Origin of the sequence: Polaribacter butkevichii (assembly GCF_038024105.1) — a bacterium.
Classification (GTDB): domain Bacteria; phylum Bacteroidota; class Bacteroidia; order Flavobacteriales; family Flavobacteriaceae; genus Polaribacter; species Polaribacter butkevichii.
In genome coordinates this window covers 2,241,799-2,258,692 of sequence record NZ_CP150661.1, presented here as the reverse complement: position 1 = coordinate 2,258,692, position 16,894 = coordinate 2,241,799, and the positions used below count along the sequence as shown (strand labels likewise).

Annotated in this window: 12 protein-coding genes; 8 read left to right on the top strand and 4 right to left on the bottom strand. The window is 30.5% G+C overall.

Going from position 1 to position 16,894, the window contains the following annotated elements; genetic code table 11:
* Nucleotides 1-29 precede the first annotated feature (29 nt).
* Nucleotides 30-1,304: a phosphoribosylamine--glycine ligase gene (gene purD / locus WG951_RS09560; RefSeq protein ID WP_105050017.1), complete on the top strand. Its 1,275-nt coding sequence runs from the start codon at nt 30-32 to the stop codon at nt 1,302-1,304.
* Between the two features lie 165 nt (nt 1,305-1,469).
* Entirely contained in the window at nt 1,470-2,528 is a 1,059-nt protein-coding gene (locus WG951_RS09555; RefSeq protein WP_105050018.1) for a glycosyltransferase, read from the top strand.
* Here WG951_RS09555 and WG951_RS09550 read toward each other — a convergent pair.
* The gene (locus WG951_RS09550) at nt 2,493-3,533 is read right to left on the bottom strand and encodes a sensor histidine kinase (RefSeq protein ID WP_105050019.1); all 1,041 of its coding nucleotides are present in this window, start codon (nt 3,531-3,533) and stop codon (nt 2,493-2,495) included. The two genes, WG951_RS09555 and WG951_RS09550, sit on opposite strands and share 36 nt — an antisense overlap.
* A gap of 11 nt (nt 3,534-3,544) precedes the next feature.
* Nucleotides 3,545-4,243 (bottom strand): response regulator transcription factor, encoded by a 699-nt coding sequence (locus WG951_RS09545; protein WP_105050020.1) that lies wholly within the window; start codon nt 4,241-4,243, stop codon nt 3,545-3,547.
* A 242-nt stretch (nt 4,244-4,485) separates the two neighbouring features.
* On the opposite strand from WG951_RS09545, the gene WG951_RS09540 reads away from it, so the two are divergent.
* Entirely contained in the window at nt 4,486-5,292 is an 807-nt protein-coding gene (locus WG951_RS09540) for a T9SS type A sorting domain-containing protein (RefSeq protein ID WP_105050021.1), read from the top strand.
* 189 nt (nt 5,293-5,481) lie between these two features.
* Nucleotides 5,482-6,198 (top strand): 3'-5' exonuclease, encoded by a 717-nt coding sequence (locus tag WG951_RS09535; RefSeq protein WP_105050022.1) that lies wholly within the window; start codon nt 5,482-5,484, stop codon nt 6,196-6,198.
* 231 nt (nt 6,199-6,429) lie between these two features.
* On the opposite strand, the gene WG951_RS09530 is transcribed toward WG951_RS09535, so the two are convergent.
* Nucleotides 6,430-8,301, bottom strand: a complete 1,872-nt coding sequence (locus WG951_RS09530) for an ABC-F family ATP-binding cassette domain-containing protein (protein ID WP_105050623.1) — start codon at nt 8,299-8,301, stop codon at nt 6,430-6,432.
* A gap of 893 nt (nt 8,302-9,194) precedes the next feature.
* Nucleotides 9,195-12,602, bottom strand: a complete 3,408-nt coding sequence (locus WG951_RS09525; protein WP_105050023.1) for a M4 family metallopeptidase — start codon at nt 12,600-12,602, stop codon at nt 9,195-9,197.
* A 286-nt stretch (nt 12,603-12,888) separates the two neighbouring features.
* Here WG951_RS09525 and WG951_RS09520 point away from each other — a divergent pair, with 286 nt between their 5' ends.
* From WG951_RS09520 to WG951_RS09505, 4 genes are read left to right on the top strand one after another with little or no spacing between them, the layout of a single operon-like run.
* A complete protein-coding gene (locus WG951_RS09520) occupies nt 12,889-13,905 on the top strand; it encodes a sugar phosphate nucleotidyltransferase (RefSeq protein ID WP_105050024.1) in 1,017 nt (338 codons plus the stop codon).
* Nucleotides 13,906-14,883, top strand: a complete 978-nt coding sequence (locus WG951_RS09515; RefSeq protein WP_245893542.1) for a tetratricopeptide repeat protein — start codon at nt 13,906-13,908, stop codon at nt 14,881-14,883.
* A 2-nt stretch (nt 14,884-14,885) separates the two neighbouring features.
* Nucleotides 14,886-15,656 carry a DUF4292 domain-containing protein gene (locus WG951_RS09510; protein ID WP_105050025.1) on the top strand — a complete coding sequence of 257 codons (771 nt, stop codon included), beginning with the start codon at nt 14,886-14,888 and terminating at the stop codon, nt 15,654-15,656.
* Nucleotides 15,656-16,894 (top strand): murein hydrolase activator EnvC family protein, encoded by a 1,239-nt coding sequence (locus WG951_RS09505; RefSeq protein WP_105050026.1) that lies wholly within the window; start codon nt 15,656-15,658, stop codon nt 16,892-16,894. Before WG951_RS09510 ends, WG951_RS09505 begins: the two co-directional genes overlap by 1 nt.

Genomic DNA, 16,894 nt, shown 5'->3' with positions numbered 1-16,894 from the left:
TTTGCAACAACAACACAACACAACAAACAATGAATGTACTTATTTTAGGTTCTGGAGGTAGAGAACACGCTTTTGCTATTAAATTATTAGAAAGTAAAAAAATTAATAAACTTTTTGTAGCGCCAGGAAATGCTGGTACAGATAAAATAGCAACTAACATTAATATTAGTGTTACCGATTTTGAAGCTGTTAAGAAAATTACCTTAGAAAACCATATAAAAATGGTCGTTGTTGGTCCAGAAGTACCTTTGGTAGCTGGCGTACACGATTTCTTTTTAGCGGATGAAGAATTGAAAAACATTCCGGTAATTGGACCTAAAAAAGACGGAGCTTTATTAGAAGGATCTAAGGATTTCTCTAAGCAATTTATGCAAAAACACGGCGTTCCAACAGCTCGTTACGAGTCTTTCACGAAAGAGAACTTAACCGATGGTTTTGCTTTCTTAGAAACCCTAGAACCACCTTACGTGTTAAAAGCAGATGGTTTAGCAGCAGGAAAAGGAGTGTTAATTTTAAACTCTTTAGAAGAAGCAAAAACCGAATTAGAAGAAATGGTTTCTAATCAGAAATTCGGAGATGCATCTACAACCGTGGTTATCGAAGAATTTTTAAAAGGAATAGAATTATCTGTCTTTGTGTTAACAGACGGAAAAAGTTATAAAATTTTACCTTCAGCCAAAGATTATAAAAGAATCGGCGAAGGAGATGCAGGTTTAAATACTGGTGGAATGGGCGCAATTTCTCCTGTACCATTTGCAGACAAAGCCTTTTTAGATAAAGTAGAAGAATTGGTTGTAAAACCTACCATTACTGGTTTACAAAAAGACGGAATCGATTATAGAGGTTTTATCTTTATTGGATTAATGAACGATAATGGAAACCCTTCTGTGGTTGAGTACAATGTAAGAATGGGAGATCCAGAAACAGAAGTTGTATTACCAAGAATAAATTCTGATTTATTTGACTTATTCGAAGGTGTTGCACATCAAAATTTAAATGAAAAATCTTTTTCTGTAACAAATCAAACAGCAACAACGGTAATGTTGGTTTCTGGAGGCTATCCAGAAGCGTACGAGAAAAACAAAGAAATTACAGGTTTCGATACTGTAGAAGAATCTTTCGTTTTTCATGCCGGAACTACCATTAAAGATAATAAAGTAGTTACAAGCGGAGGTAGGGTAATGGCTATAACTTCTTTCGGAGACACTATAGAAGAGGCTTTAGAAAAAAGTTACAGAAGTATAGATAAGATTCATTTCGATAAAATGAACTACAGAAAAGATATTGGTTTCGATTTAGTGTAGATGTTTTATTTGGGCGTTTTAACAGGCTTTCAACTATATCTTTTTTTTCAGAAAAAGAAAAAAAAGGATGCCGTTTCAATCCCTAACGCACTTGTTTAAAATCAAAAATTTAGCCCTAAATTTTAATACGTATTAAAAAAATGGTAGCTTTAAATTGAACTAAAAATGAATGCTACCCAAAATAAAATAATTGTTGCACCCTTAAATTGGGGCTTAGGTCACGCAACGCGTTGTGTGCCAATTATAAATGCGTTGTTAGAAAACAATTTTACACCAATAATTGCATCAGACGGAAATGCTTTTACCTTTTTAAGAAAAGAATTTCCTAATTTAGAATATTTAGAAATCCCAACCTATGCTATTTCTTATCATAGAAATTTAAAGTTGGGATTCATTTTTCAGCTTCCTAGAATTATAAAAGCAGTTCGTAAAGAGCATCAAATTATAAATAACTTTATTCTTAAAAACAAAGAGGTTGTTGGTCTTATTTCTGATAATAGATTCGGTGTAAGAAGCAACTTAATTCCTTCTGTTTATATTACACATCAAGTAAATGTGTTGTCTGGTAGTACCACTTTCTTTACGAGTTATTTTCATCAAAAAATAATTAAGAAGTTTGATGAATGTTGGATTCCTGATACAACAAATTCTACTTTTTCAGGAAAATTGTCATTAACCCCAAAAAATATAAATACAAATTTTATAGGTGTTTTAAGCCGATTTAAAAAACAAGAATTACCCAAAAATATAGCGGTTTTAGTCATTATTTCTGGCCCAGAACCCAACAGAACTCTTTTAGAAAATAAATTGCTCTCAGCCTTTAAAAATGATATTAGAAATATTGTTTTTGTTTTAGGTAAAGTAGAAGCTGTGCAAAAAAAATGGATTTCAGGTAATATTACTTTTTACAACTATGTGCTTTCAGAAGAACTTCAAAATTTAGTTAATTCTAGTGAGATTGTTATTTGTAGGTCTGGTTATTCCTCTATAATGGATTTGGCTGTTTTAGGTAAAAAAGTGTTTTTTATTCCTACTAAAAATCAAGATGAACAAGAATATTTAGCTGAGTTTTTAGAGCAGAAAAAATTAGCTCCATTTTCTAAAACTGAAGATTTCTCGAAAGAAGAAATCTTAAAAACAGCAAATTATAAAGGTTTAAAAACAGCAGAAACTAAGTTAAACTCAAAATTATTTAGCCTTTTCGAGGGTAAAAGAAAACTCTGATCCTTCTCCGTAAGTACTTTTTAACAAAATGGTTTCATCATGCGCTTCTATAATGTGTTTTACAATAGATAAGCCCAAACCAGAACCACCTTGTTCTCTAGATCTACTTTGGTCTACTCTATAGAATCTTTCAAAAAGACGAGAAAGATGTTGTGGTTTAATTCCTTCTCCATTATCAATGGTTTTTACAATAAATTTATTTTCGTTGTAGCTTTCTACGGTAACAATAGTGGTGCCGTTGGGTTTTCCGTATTTAATAGAGTTAACCACTAAATTTATTAAAACTTGTTCAATTTTTTCTATATCACCTTTTACAAAAAGAGGAAACTCATAAATTCTATCAAACTTTAAAATGATGTTTCTTTTTTTTGCTTTCATTTCAAACAAATCAAAAACATTTTGCACCAATTCTAAAATGTTAAAAACAACCTTTTTAGGTTTCATTCCGTCATTTTCTAACTTAGCAATCATATCTAAATCTTTAATAACAGCAACCAGTCTTTCTACTCCTTTATTAGCTCTTTCTAGATATTTTGTTCTAATTTCCTTATCGTTTACAGCACCTTCAATTAAGGTTAAAATATAACCTTGTACTGTAAATAAAGGTGTTTTAAGTTCGTGTGCAACGTTTCCTAAAAAGTCTCTTCTAAAAGAGTCTCTTTCGGTTAAACTTTTTATTTCTAGTCTTTTACCTTCTACAAAGCGTTGCATTCTTTTAGACAGTTTTTCAATATCTGTAGTAACAGAATCTCTACGTAAGTCATTTACATCTAAAATAGATACATCTTCATAGATCTTTTTAAGACGTCTATAGATAAAATGTTCTGTTCTATATTGAATGATAAAAAAAGAAATGATGAAGAGAGTAAAAATGGCTAGAATAACTGTGCTAATTCCTAAGTGTTTTGTGTATAGAAAATAAGAAATGATACCAATTGTAAATGATAGTATGGTTAAATATAATGCAGACCAAAGTGCGTATGAATACGTTTTTTTTATTTTCATTTAAGGCAATTTTAATGTTCTGCGCCTTCTAAAACAAACTTATAACCAACACCTTTTACAGTTTTAAAGTGATCATCACCAATTTTTTCTCTAAGCTTTCTAATGTGTACATCAATTGTTCGTCCACCAACAACAACTTCATTTCCCCAAACAGTGTCTAAAATAACTTCTCTCTTAAAAACTTTACCAGGTTTAGAAGTTAATAAAGAGAATAATTCAAATTCTTTTCTAGGTAAAGAAATTCTTTTACCTGCTTTGTAAACTACATATTCATCTCTGTCAATAACAATATCTCCTATTTTAAAGGTTTCTTCGCTATCTTTTTCAGTTTTTAGTCTACGTAAAAGAGATTTTACCTTGCTTACTAAAACTTTTGGCTTTATCGGTTTGGTAATATAATCATCAGCACCAGCTTCAAAACCAGCTACCTGCGAGTAGTCTTCTCCTCTTGCGGTTAAGAAAGAAATAATAACATTTTCTAGTGTTTTTACTTTTCTAATTTTCTCACAAGCTTCAATTCCGTCCATTTCTGGCATCATAATATCTAATAAAATTAGATGTGGAATATTTTTTTTAGCAGATTTTATGGCTTCTTGTCCATTTGTAGCTGTAAAGATTTGATATCCTTCATTTTTTAAATTGTAACCAACAATTTCTAAAATATCTGGCTCATCATCTACTAATAAAATTTTAAAATCACTTTTATTCATATAGCTAGTTAAAGTACGATTGAATATCAAAAATAGTAATAATTATATTACCAATACGATTACTTAACAATCATTTAATCTCTTTGTTGTCAGTTAACGTTAATCTAACATAAGAATAATTACTTGGTTGGGCTTTAGTGTGTTGTTTTATTTTTTAATTTAAAGGTAAGTTAACGTGTTGTAAATCAGTGTTAATTTTATTATTTATATTTTTATGGCTATAATTTTAACAAAATTGCTTTATGAAAAAAAATTACTTTTTTACTTTTATGCTTACACTTTGTTTAACTGGAGTTTCTTTTGGACAAGAAATGCTGTTAAATGGAGGTTTAGAAAATTGGGATGATGATGTTACCCCAACAAGTTGGACGAAAGCAGAGGCTGTAACAAAGTCTACAGAGGCACATTCTGGCTCTTTTTCTGCTTTTAGAAATGGAGGTTCTGGTACAAAAGATTTATCTCAAACAATTACTGGTGTTGTTCCTGGTGAGAGCTATACAATTAGTTTTTGGTATAAAGTTACTACCGGAGATGATAAAGATGCTAGAATTTGGTGTACTTGGAAAAACGGAAGTGCAACTATTTATCATGTAGGTGATGGAAATGACCGCTCTAATGATCCTTTAAGAGGTCCGCAGGATGGATATTTAGATAATAATGGTGGTGTTTGGACTAAGTACGAAGTTACTGTTACTGCTCCTGCAGCTGTAGATGCTTTTTATTTTGAGGTAAGGTCTTACTCTAATTCATTAACTTATTTTGATGATTTATCATTTGTAAAAAATGCTACTGCTTCTTTAAAGAATAATTCAATAGAAGGTTTTGCCACGTATCCAAACCCAATTACAGATAAAAAAATCACTATAGCTAGTAATAGTTCAGATATTAAAGAAGTGTCTATTTTTAATGTTATTGGTAAAAAAGTGTTTTCAACTTCTTTTTCTGGTTTAAAGAAAAATTTAGATGTTTCTACAATTAATTCAGGAATCTATATTTTAAAAGTTACAGAAACTGGTAAAACGGCTACTAAAAAATTAGTGATTAGGTAATTTATAAGAACGTTTTTATTTTATAATAGGTTGTCTTAAAAAAGGTGTTTTTTATCAACTTAAGCTTATTTTGGGGTCTTATCTCATTTGATTAAGGTGCTGAACGGGTTTAATTTGATAAGTTTTACACTTTTATGGCAGCCTTTTTTATTTTTCTTATCTTTCTAGAGAAAAAGAAAACGTATTGCTATGAATTTATCCGTAAAATTAAATGATGTACTTTTTTTAGATATCGAAACTGTTCCTGAACAAGAAAATTGGCAACTGCTATCTAAAGAAACACAAGAACTTTATGCAAAGAAAACCGAGTATCAACGTAAGGAAGAGTTTAGCGCTTCTGAGTTTTATGAACGAGCAGGTATTTGGGCAGAGTTTGGTAAAATTATCTGCATTTCTGTGGGGTATTTTGTGGATGTAAAAAATAAGAAACAACTACGTTTAACATCTTTTTTTGGTGATGATGAGCATCAACTTTTAAGTGATTTTAAAGTGTTATTAGATAAACACTTTGCTAAAAAAAGCAATGTGTTATGTGCACATAACGGTAAAGAATTTGATTTTCCTTTTATTGCTAGAAGAATGATTGTACATCAAATAGAATTGCCTAAAAAGCTAAATTTATTTGGTAAAAAACCGTGGGAAGTTCCACATTTAGATACACTAGAATTATGGAAGTTTGGCGATTATAAACATTATACATCGTTAAAACTATTAACGTCTATTTTAGGGATTCCATCTCCAAAGGATGATATTGATGGGAGTGAAGTAGCTGATGTTTATTATAAAGAAAAAAATATACAAAGAATTGTAACTTACTGTGAAAAGGATACTGTTGCAGTTGCGCAAATTTTATTACGTTTTAATAATCAAGAATTATTAAAAGAGGAAGATATTGTAAGTGTTTAATTATTTTGAAGAGATCTAAAGATAAACTAAGAAGTTCTTTCCTGTAAGGTTTCAAAAACCATGGAGGTGTTTTATTTTAGGAGTTGTTAGGGATAACACCTACAAGGTCAAAAAAAGACCTTGCAGGTGAATAATGTTTATTTTACGCTAATTTTTTTGAGGTTTTCTCTATCAATCTCTTAAAAATCGGTGAACTTTTCGAAAAAAACTTTGCGTATTTGAGGTGAGGTGTTAATCTTCTAATTTCATAGAAAGCTCTAACCAGCGTTCTTCTTTTTGCTCTAAACTTGTTATAGTTTCTTGTAGCTCTTCAGATTTTTTAGCAATATCATCCGGAGCAATTTCTACATTTAAAAACTGTTTTTCTATGGTTGCTTTTCTTTTTTGAAGTCTTTCAATATCACCTTCTAAAGCACCAAACTCTCTTTTTTCATTAAAACTTAAGGCATTTTTAGTTGTTTTTTTGGAAGCTTTTTTATCGTCTTTTTTTACGGATGTTTTTTCAGGAGCTTCAGTTAAAGCAGTACCGTCATCGTAGGCTCTAAAATCTGAGTAATTTCCTGGAAAATTATCAACAACACCTTCGCCTCTAAAAACAAAAAGGGCATCTACAATTTTATCCATAAAATAACGGTCGTGAGAAACTACTAAAAGGTTTCCGGGGTAATCTAATAAGAAGTTTTCTAACACATTTAGGGTTACAACATCTAAATCGTTAGTAGGCTCATCTAAAATTAAAAAATTAGGATTCTGAATTAAAACAGCACATAAATACAAACGTTTTTGCTCTCCTCCAGATAGTCTTTCAACAAAATCGTATTGTTTCTTTTTATCAAACAAAAAACGTTCTAATAGTTGTGATGCAGAAATTTTTCTTCCTTTAGTTAAAGGGATAAATTCTCCAAACTCTTTAACAACATCAATAACCTTTTGTCCTTCTTTAATATCGATACCAGCTTGTGTATAATAACCGTACTTTACCGTTTCACCTAAAATAACTTTACCAGCATCTACAGGAGCGGTTTGTGTAATAATATTTAAAAAAGATGATTTTCCTGTTCCGTTTTTACCTATAATTCCTACACGTTCTCCACGTTTAAAAACATAATCGAAATTGTCTAGAATCTTCTTATCACCAAAAGATTTAGATACTTTATGAAGTTCAAGAATTTTACTTCCTAAGCGCTCCATGTTAATTTCTAATTGAACCTGATGATCTTGCCTACGTTGATGTGCTTTTTCTTTAATTTGATAAAAATCATCTGTTCTAGACTTCGATTTTGTAGTTCTAGCCTTTGGTTGCTTTCGCATCCATTCTAATTCTTTTTTAAATAAACTTTTAGCTTTCCCTAAATTGGTTGCCTCTAAAGCTAAACGTTCTTCTTTATTTTGTAAATAGTAAGAGTAATTTCCTTTGTATTTATATATTTTACCTTCATCTAACTCTAAAATTTCATTACACACGCGTTCTAAAAAGTAACGATCATGAGTAACCATAAATAAGGTAATCTTTTCTTTTGCAAAAAAGGCTTCTAGCCATTCAATCATTTCTAAATCTAAATGATTTGTAGGTTCATCTAAAATTAATAAATCGGGTTTATTAATTAAAACAATGGCTAAAGAAAGGCGTTTTCTTTGTCCTCCAGAAAGCGCTCCTACTTTAAGCGTTAAATCGTCTAATTTTAATTTAGATAAAATTTGTCTGTATTGTGTTTCAAAATCCCAAGCATTGTAATGCTCCATTTGCTCAAAGGCAGCTTGGTATGCATCTGTATCATCTAAGTTTTTTAAAGCTTTTTCATATTGATTAACAATAGAAAGAATTTTATTATCGGTTGCAAAGATGGTTTCTTCTATAGTTAGTTTAGGATCTATGTCATCTTTTTGAGCTAAATAAGCAATAGAAATGCCTTTTCTGCTAACCACTTGTCCAGAATCTGGTACGTCTAAACCTGCAATAATATTAAGGATAGAAGTTTTACCACTTCCGTTTTTAGCTACAAAGGCAACTTTTTGGTCTTTACTAATTCCAAAAGAGATGTCTTCAAATAACACGCGTTCTCCATAAGACTTAGAGATGTTTTCTACAGATAAATAATTCACAGAGTTAAATTTGTTTTTTGCAAAGAAACAAAAAACCCAAGCGTTAACTTGGGTTTTTGATATCATTTAATTTTTTTAGGGGAATTTTTGGGGGAAATAAATTAAATGTTTACTAATGTGAAGTAAATATATTGTAAAAAACACTACTTGTCAATCCCTGAAAACAGTGAAATTTTTACCTCCCTGAAAATGGTGAGATGCCTCCCTGAAAATAGTGATATAAAGAAAAAACCCTTAAGTTTTACTTAAGGGTTCTAGTAGTTAGGTTAGTTGATTTTTACTGTTTAGTTAATTTTTTTGGTAAACGTTTTTTCTTTATTTGTACTGTAGTTAAATAAATTTCTTTATTCGAGGTATTTATAGCTACAGTATTATTTTTAAAGGTATCTAACGTTAATAATTAATCCAATAAATTCTAATACAATAATGATGTAAATATATAATGAAAAAAGGTGCTTGTCAATCCCTGAAAACAGTGAAATTTTGTCTCCCTGAAAATGGTGAGATGCCTCCCCGAAAATGGTAATACAAAAAAAACCCTTAAGTTTTACTTAAGGGTCTTAGTAGTTAGGTTAGTTGATTTTTACTGTTTAGTTAATTTTTTTGGTAAACGTTTTTTCTTTATTTGTACTGTAGTTAAATAAATTTCTTTATTCAAGGTATTTATAGCTACAGTATTATTTTTAAAGGTATCTAACGTTAATAATTAATCCAATAAATTCTAATACAATAATGATGTAAATATATAATGAAAAAAGGTGCTTGTCAATCACTGAAAACAGTGAAATTTTTACCTCCCTGAAAATGGTGAGACAGCTCACTAAAAACGGTGATGTAAAAATTAAAACCCCAGGCTATGCCTAGGGTTTTAAAAATGTTTGGTTGTAAATTAGTTATTGTTTTATAAATTTTCGAGTAAATGTTTCTTCTTCATCTGTTAGTTTTATTAAATAAATTCCTTTTTTTAGAGTGCTAATATTTACAGCATTATTTTTAATAATACCTGAACTTATTATTTGACCTAATACATTTGTAATGCTATAATTAGATGAAAGTAAACTAAAATTAGGATTGATGTTTAAGATATCTATAGCGGGATTTGGATAGATCATTTTATCTCCATTAAATAAATTGTTATTTGCTGTAAAGCCTGTATTTGTAGATGGTAGTGCGTTTATAGAGTTTTCGGTAACTCCATTGCCAACAATACCTTTAATAGTTACTTGGTCTATGTAAATGTAATCGCTATTATTAGAGGCGTCATTTTGAAATCTAAAAGCAGCATTGGTTGCAAAATTAACATCAGCATTATTTAAAGTAATTTTTGCTGTGTAATAATTGTTGTTTTCAAAATTTGTTCCACTTGCCCAAGCAGCTACTGTAGTCCAAGATGATCCATTGTAATAACGTAACCAAAAATCTTCTCCGTTTTCCATAGAATAAGAATAAAAATAGAATTCTATTTCTACAGAATTGTAACTCGTTAAATTAAATGTTGGTGATGTCATTGCAGAACCTATACCAGAATTGTCTCTAATTCTTATTGAATAATTACCTTCATAAGAGCGAGAACCGGTGTATCTAAAACAATCAGTTCCTCCGTCAGACCATCCGTTCCAACCAGATTCAAAAAAGGCTTCATGTAGTATTGTTGTAGAACCTGTTATAGCCGCAGAAACTAGAACTGTTCTTGTGGTAGAGCTGCTGTTGTTAGAAGTGTCAGTTACGTTGTAAGTTATAGTGTAGGTTCCTTCGATTGCGGTATTTACATTTCCAGAGGTAGTAATGTTGGCCGTAATATCTCCATCTATATTATCGGTTGCAGTTGCACCAAGCTCATTATAAGTATCGCCAACGGTTAAATTTATTGTTGATGCACCATTTAAAGTGATAATTGGAGCAGTTGTATCTACTGTTTGTGTTTCGTTATCGATTTGAACGGTATAATCTTCAACCTCACCATAATTAAAAGATTCGCAAGAGGTTGGTGTACCGTTGTATTTCATAGAAATACGCATTCTAGTTGTTCCGTTTAAAGCGGAATTTGGTATTGTTATTGTTGTATTAACAGGTGTTGTTTTGGTTGCGTTTTGAGATAGAATTTGTTCTCCTGCGTCATTAAAATCGCCATCTTGGTTGTAATCAATCCAAGCAGCATATCCTTCAGAGTATGAAGTTCCTGTCCAGGTAGGAGTTACTGTTAGTGTGTAAACGCCTCCTTTATTTAAGTTGGTTGAAATACTTGTAAAATCAGAATAAAATTGTCCTCCAGAAGTATTGTTTATAGTTCCTAGTTGTACCTTACTAATATATTCATCATTTACATTTGTACTTGCAGCGTTACAATAAGAAAGTGGTGTGCTACCTGTTGTTGTTATATTGGTACTTGTAGATGTTCCGCTTCCACCAGAACTGCAATTGGCAATTACAGAAACGTTATAAGTTGTTCCGGAAAGTAAATTTGTGGCATTAAAAGAGGTGGTCGTAACATTGGTTGTTGCTGCTCCTACTGTTACGTCATAAGATGCTGCGTTTGATACTGCGTTCCATGATAAGGTAAAACTGTTGTTTGTAATAGAAGTAGCACTTAAGTTACTAGGAGCTTCTAATGTGCATGTTTGTACAAATTCTGCTCCAATACCTACCGCGTAAAAAGCATTGGTAGTTGCAATAACTTCGGGGCTATTTACACCATATAAGTCTTCTGCAGATTGTATTCCTGCTGTTCTTGCATCTGCATATTGAGATCCAGAAGATAAGTATACGCTCTCTGTTCTGTAGGCAATTGCAGCAGCTTTTGTAATGTTAATACCTGTAACGTTATAAGAATCTCCATTATCATTTGTTCCGCTTTTTCCTACGGATAAAATATAAAACCAATGATTTAAAACCCCACTATTATAATGTACCCCACCATTATCTCCTGAGCCAGAGTACCAGTTTGTGCCCTTATAAGTATCTGGTTGTCCGTAAGCATTTGGGTTAGATAAAGATCTAATTGGGCCTCCAATTTCTTCACCTAACAACCAAGTGTCTTTTGTAGGATCTGCATAATATTCTACGCTTGCAGCCCAAATATCAGAAAACCCTTCATTCATTGCTCCAGACTCATAAGAGTAGGTTAGGTTTGCTGTGTTTTCGCATACTGCATGCCCAATTTCGTGAGCAGCAATATCTAAAGAAGTTAAAGGAGAAAAACTTGTACCGTCTCCGTAAGTCATTACAGATCCATTCCAGAAAGCATTATCTTGATTAGAGTAACCATATTCTATCAGATCAAAATGTACATAACTTTTTATAGCGGCACCATTATTATCGTAACTATTTCTGTTATAGGTTTGATAAAAATAATCATATGTTTTTTCGGCACCCCAATGTGCGTCTAAAGCAGCATTGTCTTCATCAGAATTAGCGTGTTCAGATGCGGTCCAATTGTTGTCGTTATCAGTAAAATCAATGGCAGAATTGTAATTAATTCTAAGTTCCATATTATAGGTCTCAATTCCATTTCCTCTAGAGGTTTCTCTTAAAATATAGTTCCCACCACTTAAAGTTGTTTCAATATTTTGATTTCCACTGTATTTTGTAGCCGCATTTCCTGCAACAAATGCGGTGTTTACGTTTGGTGTTTCTGTTTTTTTATGAGAACCATGTTTCTTAGAACTGTTAAGATGCTTTATAATTGCATCTTTATAAACAACTTTACCAGAATGTGCATCTACATATATATAATTTCTACTAATAGGCTTAGTGGCATAGATATCAAACTTATATACTAACCTTGCTTTTTTGTGTTTTGTAATTTCTTTAGGTAAAATTAAAAGTTCTCCAACAGGTTTTTTATAATTGTTCATTATTTTGGCTTCTTCAGGGTTTTGCCATAGGTACTGTTTTGCATCAATATATGAAATGGCTTTTGTAAAAGCTGTTTCTTTAGAGATGTTTGGGATGGTGTTTACTTTGCCGACATCGTAAAAACTTCCGTTCATAGTTTTTATAGAGTTGTTCTTAGAGTGGGCAATGTAGTTTGCAAATTCTACTTTAATACCTTTAAATTGTTGTTGATATTTTTCATGTGTAAAACCTAATTTGTCTGTTTCGGTTTTAATTTTTAGTAAATTTTCATCAGGAGATAGTTTTAATTTTTTCCTTAGAATATCTGGGGCTCTTTGTAAAGACTTTTTAGAAGAATCATTAAGTTTTATAAACTTAGTGTTTTTGCCTTCTTGGGCGTTTGTTGTTAATAATCCTATTAAAAAGAAACAAGTTATTACTACGTTTTTAAAGTTTTTATACATCATATAAACTAAAATTTAGAAATGGTTGATAAAGGGGTTAAGTTTTTGTATTGAGTTTAAGTTAATATTTTATGTTAAAAAACTTAAATTTTTACAAATAACACAACAATATTACAAAATCATTAAATATTTCACAATACCTGAAAATGGTGAAATATATTCCTCCCTGAAAACAGTGATAAAACTCCCTGAAAAAGGTGAGTGTATTACTTTGTCTTTGTTAAATTCTAATTTCTTGAATTTCTTAATTAGTGCTATATTGCGAGCATATTATTGATAAAAGAAAAACATGAAAATAATAGTACCAATGGCCGGAATTGGGTCTCGTTTAAGACCTCATACGTTAACAGTTCCAAAACCTTTAACTGTAATTGCAGGAAAACCAATTGTACAACGTTTGGTAGAAGATATTGCTTCTGTTATAGATGAAAAAATAGATGAAATTGCATTTGTAATAGGTACAACTGCTAAAGGGTTTCCTACAGATACAGAAGCACAATTATTAAAAATTGCTGCAGAGTTAGGGGCAAAAGGATCTGTTTATGTGCAAGAAGAAGCTTTAGGGACAGCACATGCAATTTATATGGCAAAAGAATCTTTAAGCGGGCCTTGTGTTGTGGCGTATGCAGACACTTTGTTTAAAGCAGATTTTACTTTAGATGTAAATGCTGATGGTGCAATTTGGGTAAGTAAAGTAGCAAATCCAAGTGCCTTTGGTGTTGTAAAATTACAAGATGGTTTTATTACCGATTTTATAGAAAAACCAAAAGATTTTGTTTCTGATTTAGCAATTATTGGAATCTATTACTTTAAAAGTGGAGATAAATTATTAGAAGAAATTCAATATTTAATAGACAACGATTTAAAGGAAAATAACGAATATCAATTAACTAATGTTTTAGAGTCTTTAAAACAACAGGGAGCTAAATTTATTCCTGGAACAGTAGATGCTTGGATGGATTGTGGTAAAAAAGATCCAACGGTAGATACCAATAAGCAGGTTTTAGGTTTTGAGCATGAAGCAGGAAATAATTTAGTAGCAAAAGATGTTGTTTTAGAAAATTCAGAAATTATTCAGCCTTGTTTTATTGGTGAAAACGTAGTGCTTAAAAATACAAAAGTAGGGCCTTATGTTTCTATTGGAGCAAATAGTGTAGTAGAAAATTCTACCATTGTAAATTCTCTTATACAATCTAATGTTGCTATTTCTAATGCAAATTTAGACAATGCAATGATTGGTAATCATGCAAAATACAATGGTAAATATACTTCTGTAAGTATTGGAGATTATACAGAATTAACATAAATGATTATAAGATTAGAGAATAAAGAACAGAGAAAAAAGAGGGCTATTTATGTAAAGTATGCTCTCTTCTCTCTTTTTTTTATGCTCTGTTCTTTCAATTTTTACGCACAAGATAGCATACCAATTGCTAAAGATTTAACAGAAGAAAAAGAGTTAAATTTTCAGCAATTTTTTTTTAAGGCCTTGTCAGAGAAATCCATTGGTAATTACCAAAAAGCTATTGAAAACTTAGAAAGTTGTAACCAGATTTTAATAGATAATGAGGCTGTTTATTTTGAGTTTTCTAAAAATTACTTGCTATTAAATAAAACATTATTAGCAAAAGAATATATTAAAAGAGCATTAGAAGAAGTACCAAACAATAGTTGGATGCTTAAGCATTTGGTTAAAATTTATGTAAAGGATAGAAATTATTCTGACGCCATATCTGTTCAGCAAAAGTTAGTTGTTCTTAATCTAAAAGAACGATCGTATTTGTTGCAATTGTATTTGCAACAAAAAGAGTATAAAAAAGCTATTTTATTGATGGATGAAATGGAGCGTGATAATGCACTGTCTTCTTCTTTTAAGAAAATTAAAAATAACCTAGAGAATAAAGAGAGTAAAACGGTTGTAGAGAAAACAGTAAAACCAGATGCTTCGTTAGAAGATCAATTTAAAGAAGAGAAGTCGTATGCTGTTTTAAAGCAGATTTTAATAACCTCTAAAGAGAATTCTGAAGTGCTTTTAAAATACTCAAATGAAGGAGTTTCTCTTTTTCCTGCACAACCTTTTGTATATTTAATGAAAGGAAAGGCATTAAATTATCAGAAAAAATATAAAAAAGCGTTATTGAGTTTACAGAATGGTATCGATTTTGTTATAGAAGATGCAATGGAGTCTAATTTTTATAAAGAAATGGCTATTTCTTATAAGGGTTTAGGTGATTTTAATAAGGAAAAGAAGTTTATTGAGAAATCAAAAAAAATAAAAAAGTAAGAATGAAATTTTTAAAATATTTTGTGGTCTTTGCGGTTGTATTTACTTCTTGTAAAACAAAAAAGAATTTAATAGATGCAAATGCTATTGCTACAGAAATGTCTGCTAAAAAAGTGGCTAGAAAACACGTTGCAGCTAATTTTGATGAAAAAACGGTTGATGCTAAGTTAAAAGCAAATTTTAATAACGGAAAAGTAAAACAAAGTATTTCTGTAAGTTTAAAAATGATAAAAGATGAGGTAATTTGGTTAAAAGGAACTAAATTTATTACCGTGTTTAAAGCAAAGATTACACCAACTTCTGTAAGTTATTATTCTCCTTATGCTAAAAATTATTTTGAAGGAGATTTTAGCATGTTAAAAAAAATATTAGGTACAGATATTAATTTTAATCAGCTTCAAAATTTATTTTTGGGACAGTCTTTAACAAATGTAAAAGAAGAAAAGCAAACGGTAGTTATTGCTGATAATTCGTATGTTTTATCACCAGAAATACAAGCAAGTTTGTTTGATCTTTTCTTTTCTGTAAATCCTTCTCATTTTAAATTAGATAAACAATCTGTTGTAAATTCGATAAAAAATCAGCGTTTAGATATTTCTTATCCTTCGTATAATGTGGTTGATGATGTTGTTTTCCCATCAGAAATAAAAATAAAAGCAAAACAACCCGGTAAGTTTACAAATATAGATTTTATTGTAAAATCTGTTGAATTTAATAAAGATATTGATGCTTCATTTTCGATACCTAATGGTTACAAGCAAATAAAATTATAGTGAAAAGTAGAAAGTTTTACATACCCGTTTTAATTTTTTTTCTAAGTATTTTTTCTGTTTTTGGACAAACAAGAAAAGAGTTAGAAGCACAACGTAAAAAACTTAATTATGAAATTAAGCAAGTAAACTCGTTGCTTTTTAAAGAAAAAAAGAAAGTAAACAATGCTTTAGATGACTTAAAAGATTTAAACAGAAAAATATATGTTAGAACACAATTAATTGCTACGATTAACTCTGAAGCAAAAATTTTATTAAAAGACATTCGTAAAAATGAAACGGAGCTTAAAAGTTTAAAAAAGAAGCTAGCGGACTTAAAAGCAGATTATGCTGATATGATTTTTAAATCGTACAAAAGTAAATCTCAGCAAAGTAGAATGATGTTTTTGCTCTCTTCTCAAAGTTTTTATCAGGCTTACAAAAGGTTAGAGTACATGAAACAGTATACTTCTTTTAGAAAAAAACAAGGAGAAGAAATTGTAGTTCATACAAATGAAGTGCAACAGTTAAATGATTCTTTATTGGTTCAAAAGGCTTTAAAAGATACTTTAATTTTGTCTCAAAAAGAGCAAAAAAAAGAAATTGAAATTGATAAAAAAAATCAAGAGAAATTAATTGCTACTATTAAGAAAAGAGAAAGTAAATACAAAAAAGAGCTTCAAAATAAAGTTAAAGAAGAGAAAAGAGTTACTGCTCAAATAGATAAGAAAATTCGTGAAGAAATTGAGCGAGCAAATAGAATTGCACGATCAAAATTAAAGGATAAGCCAAAGACTTCGGTTAAGAAAAATGAATTTATTTTAAGTCCAGAAGCCAAAGCTTTAGCAACAAAGTTCGAGTTAAATAAAGGTAGGTTGCCTTGGCCTGTAAGCGAAGGTATTGTTGTTAGAAAATTTGGAAAACAACCGCATCCATCATTTCCTGGAATTACTGTTAACGGTACTGGTTTACATATTGTAACCAAACAAGGTAAAGATGCGCAAGCTATTTTTAATGGTAGTGTGCTTAATGTTTTGGTAAGTGCAGAGGGTAGAAAAAACGTTTTAATACAACATGGTAATTATATTTCATCTTACAATAACTTAGAAAAAGCGTATGTTAAAAAAGGAGATCGTATTGTAACGGGGCAAAAAATTGGTCAGATTTTTACCGACAAGGTTTCTAAAAAAACAAAGTTAATTTTTGTGTTGTTTAAAAATACAACACGTTTAAATCCTTCTTCTTGGATTTTAAAAAGGTAA

What these genes read in the sequence shown, in the direction of transcription:
- purD (WP_105050017.1), top strand. Translation starts at nt 30, where the DNA reads ATGAATGTACTTATTTTAGGTTCTGGAGGTAGAGAACACGCTTTTGCT.
- WG951_RS09555 (WP_105050018.1), top strand. Translation starts at nt 1,470, where the DNA reads ATGAATGCTACCCAAAATAAAATAATTGTTGCACCCTTAAATTGGGGC.
- WG951_RS09550 (WP_105050019.1), bottom strand. Translation starts at nt 3,533, where the DNA reads ATGAAAATAAAAAAAACGTATTCATACGCACTTTGGTCTGCATTATAT.
- WG951_RS09545 (WP_105050020.1), bottom strand. Translation starts at nt 4,243, where the DNA reads ATGAATAAAAGTGATTTTAAAATTTTATTAGTAGATGATGAGCCAGAT.
- WG951_RS09540 (WP_105050021.1), top strand. Translation starts at nt 4,486, where the DNA reads ATGAAAAAAAATTACTTTTTTACTTTTATGCTTACACTTTGTTTAACT.
- WG951_RS09535 (WP_105050022.1), top strand. Translation starts at nt 5,482, where the DNA reads ATGAATTTATCCGTAAAATTAAATGATGTACTTTTTTTAGATATCGAA.
- WG951_RS09525 (WP_105050023.1), bottom strand. Translation starts at nt 12,602, where the DNA reads ATGATGTATAAAAACTTTAAAAACGTAGTAATAACTTGTTTCTTTTTA.
- WG951_RS09520 (WP_105050024.1), top strand. Translation starts at nt 12,889, where the DNA reads ATGAAAATAATAGTACCAATGGCCGGAATTGGGTCTCGTTTAAGACCT.
- WG951_RS09515 (WP_245893542.1), top strand. Translation starts at nt 13,906, where the DNA reads ATGATTATAAGATTAGAGAATAAAGAACAGAGAAAAAAGAGGGCTATT.
- WG951_RS09510 (WP_105050025.1), top strand. Translation starts at nt 14,886, where the DNA reads ATGAAATTTTTAAAATATTTTGTGGTCTTTGCGGTTGTATTTACTTCT.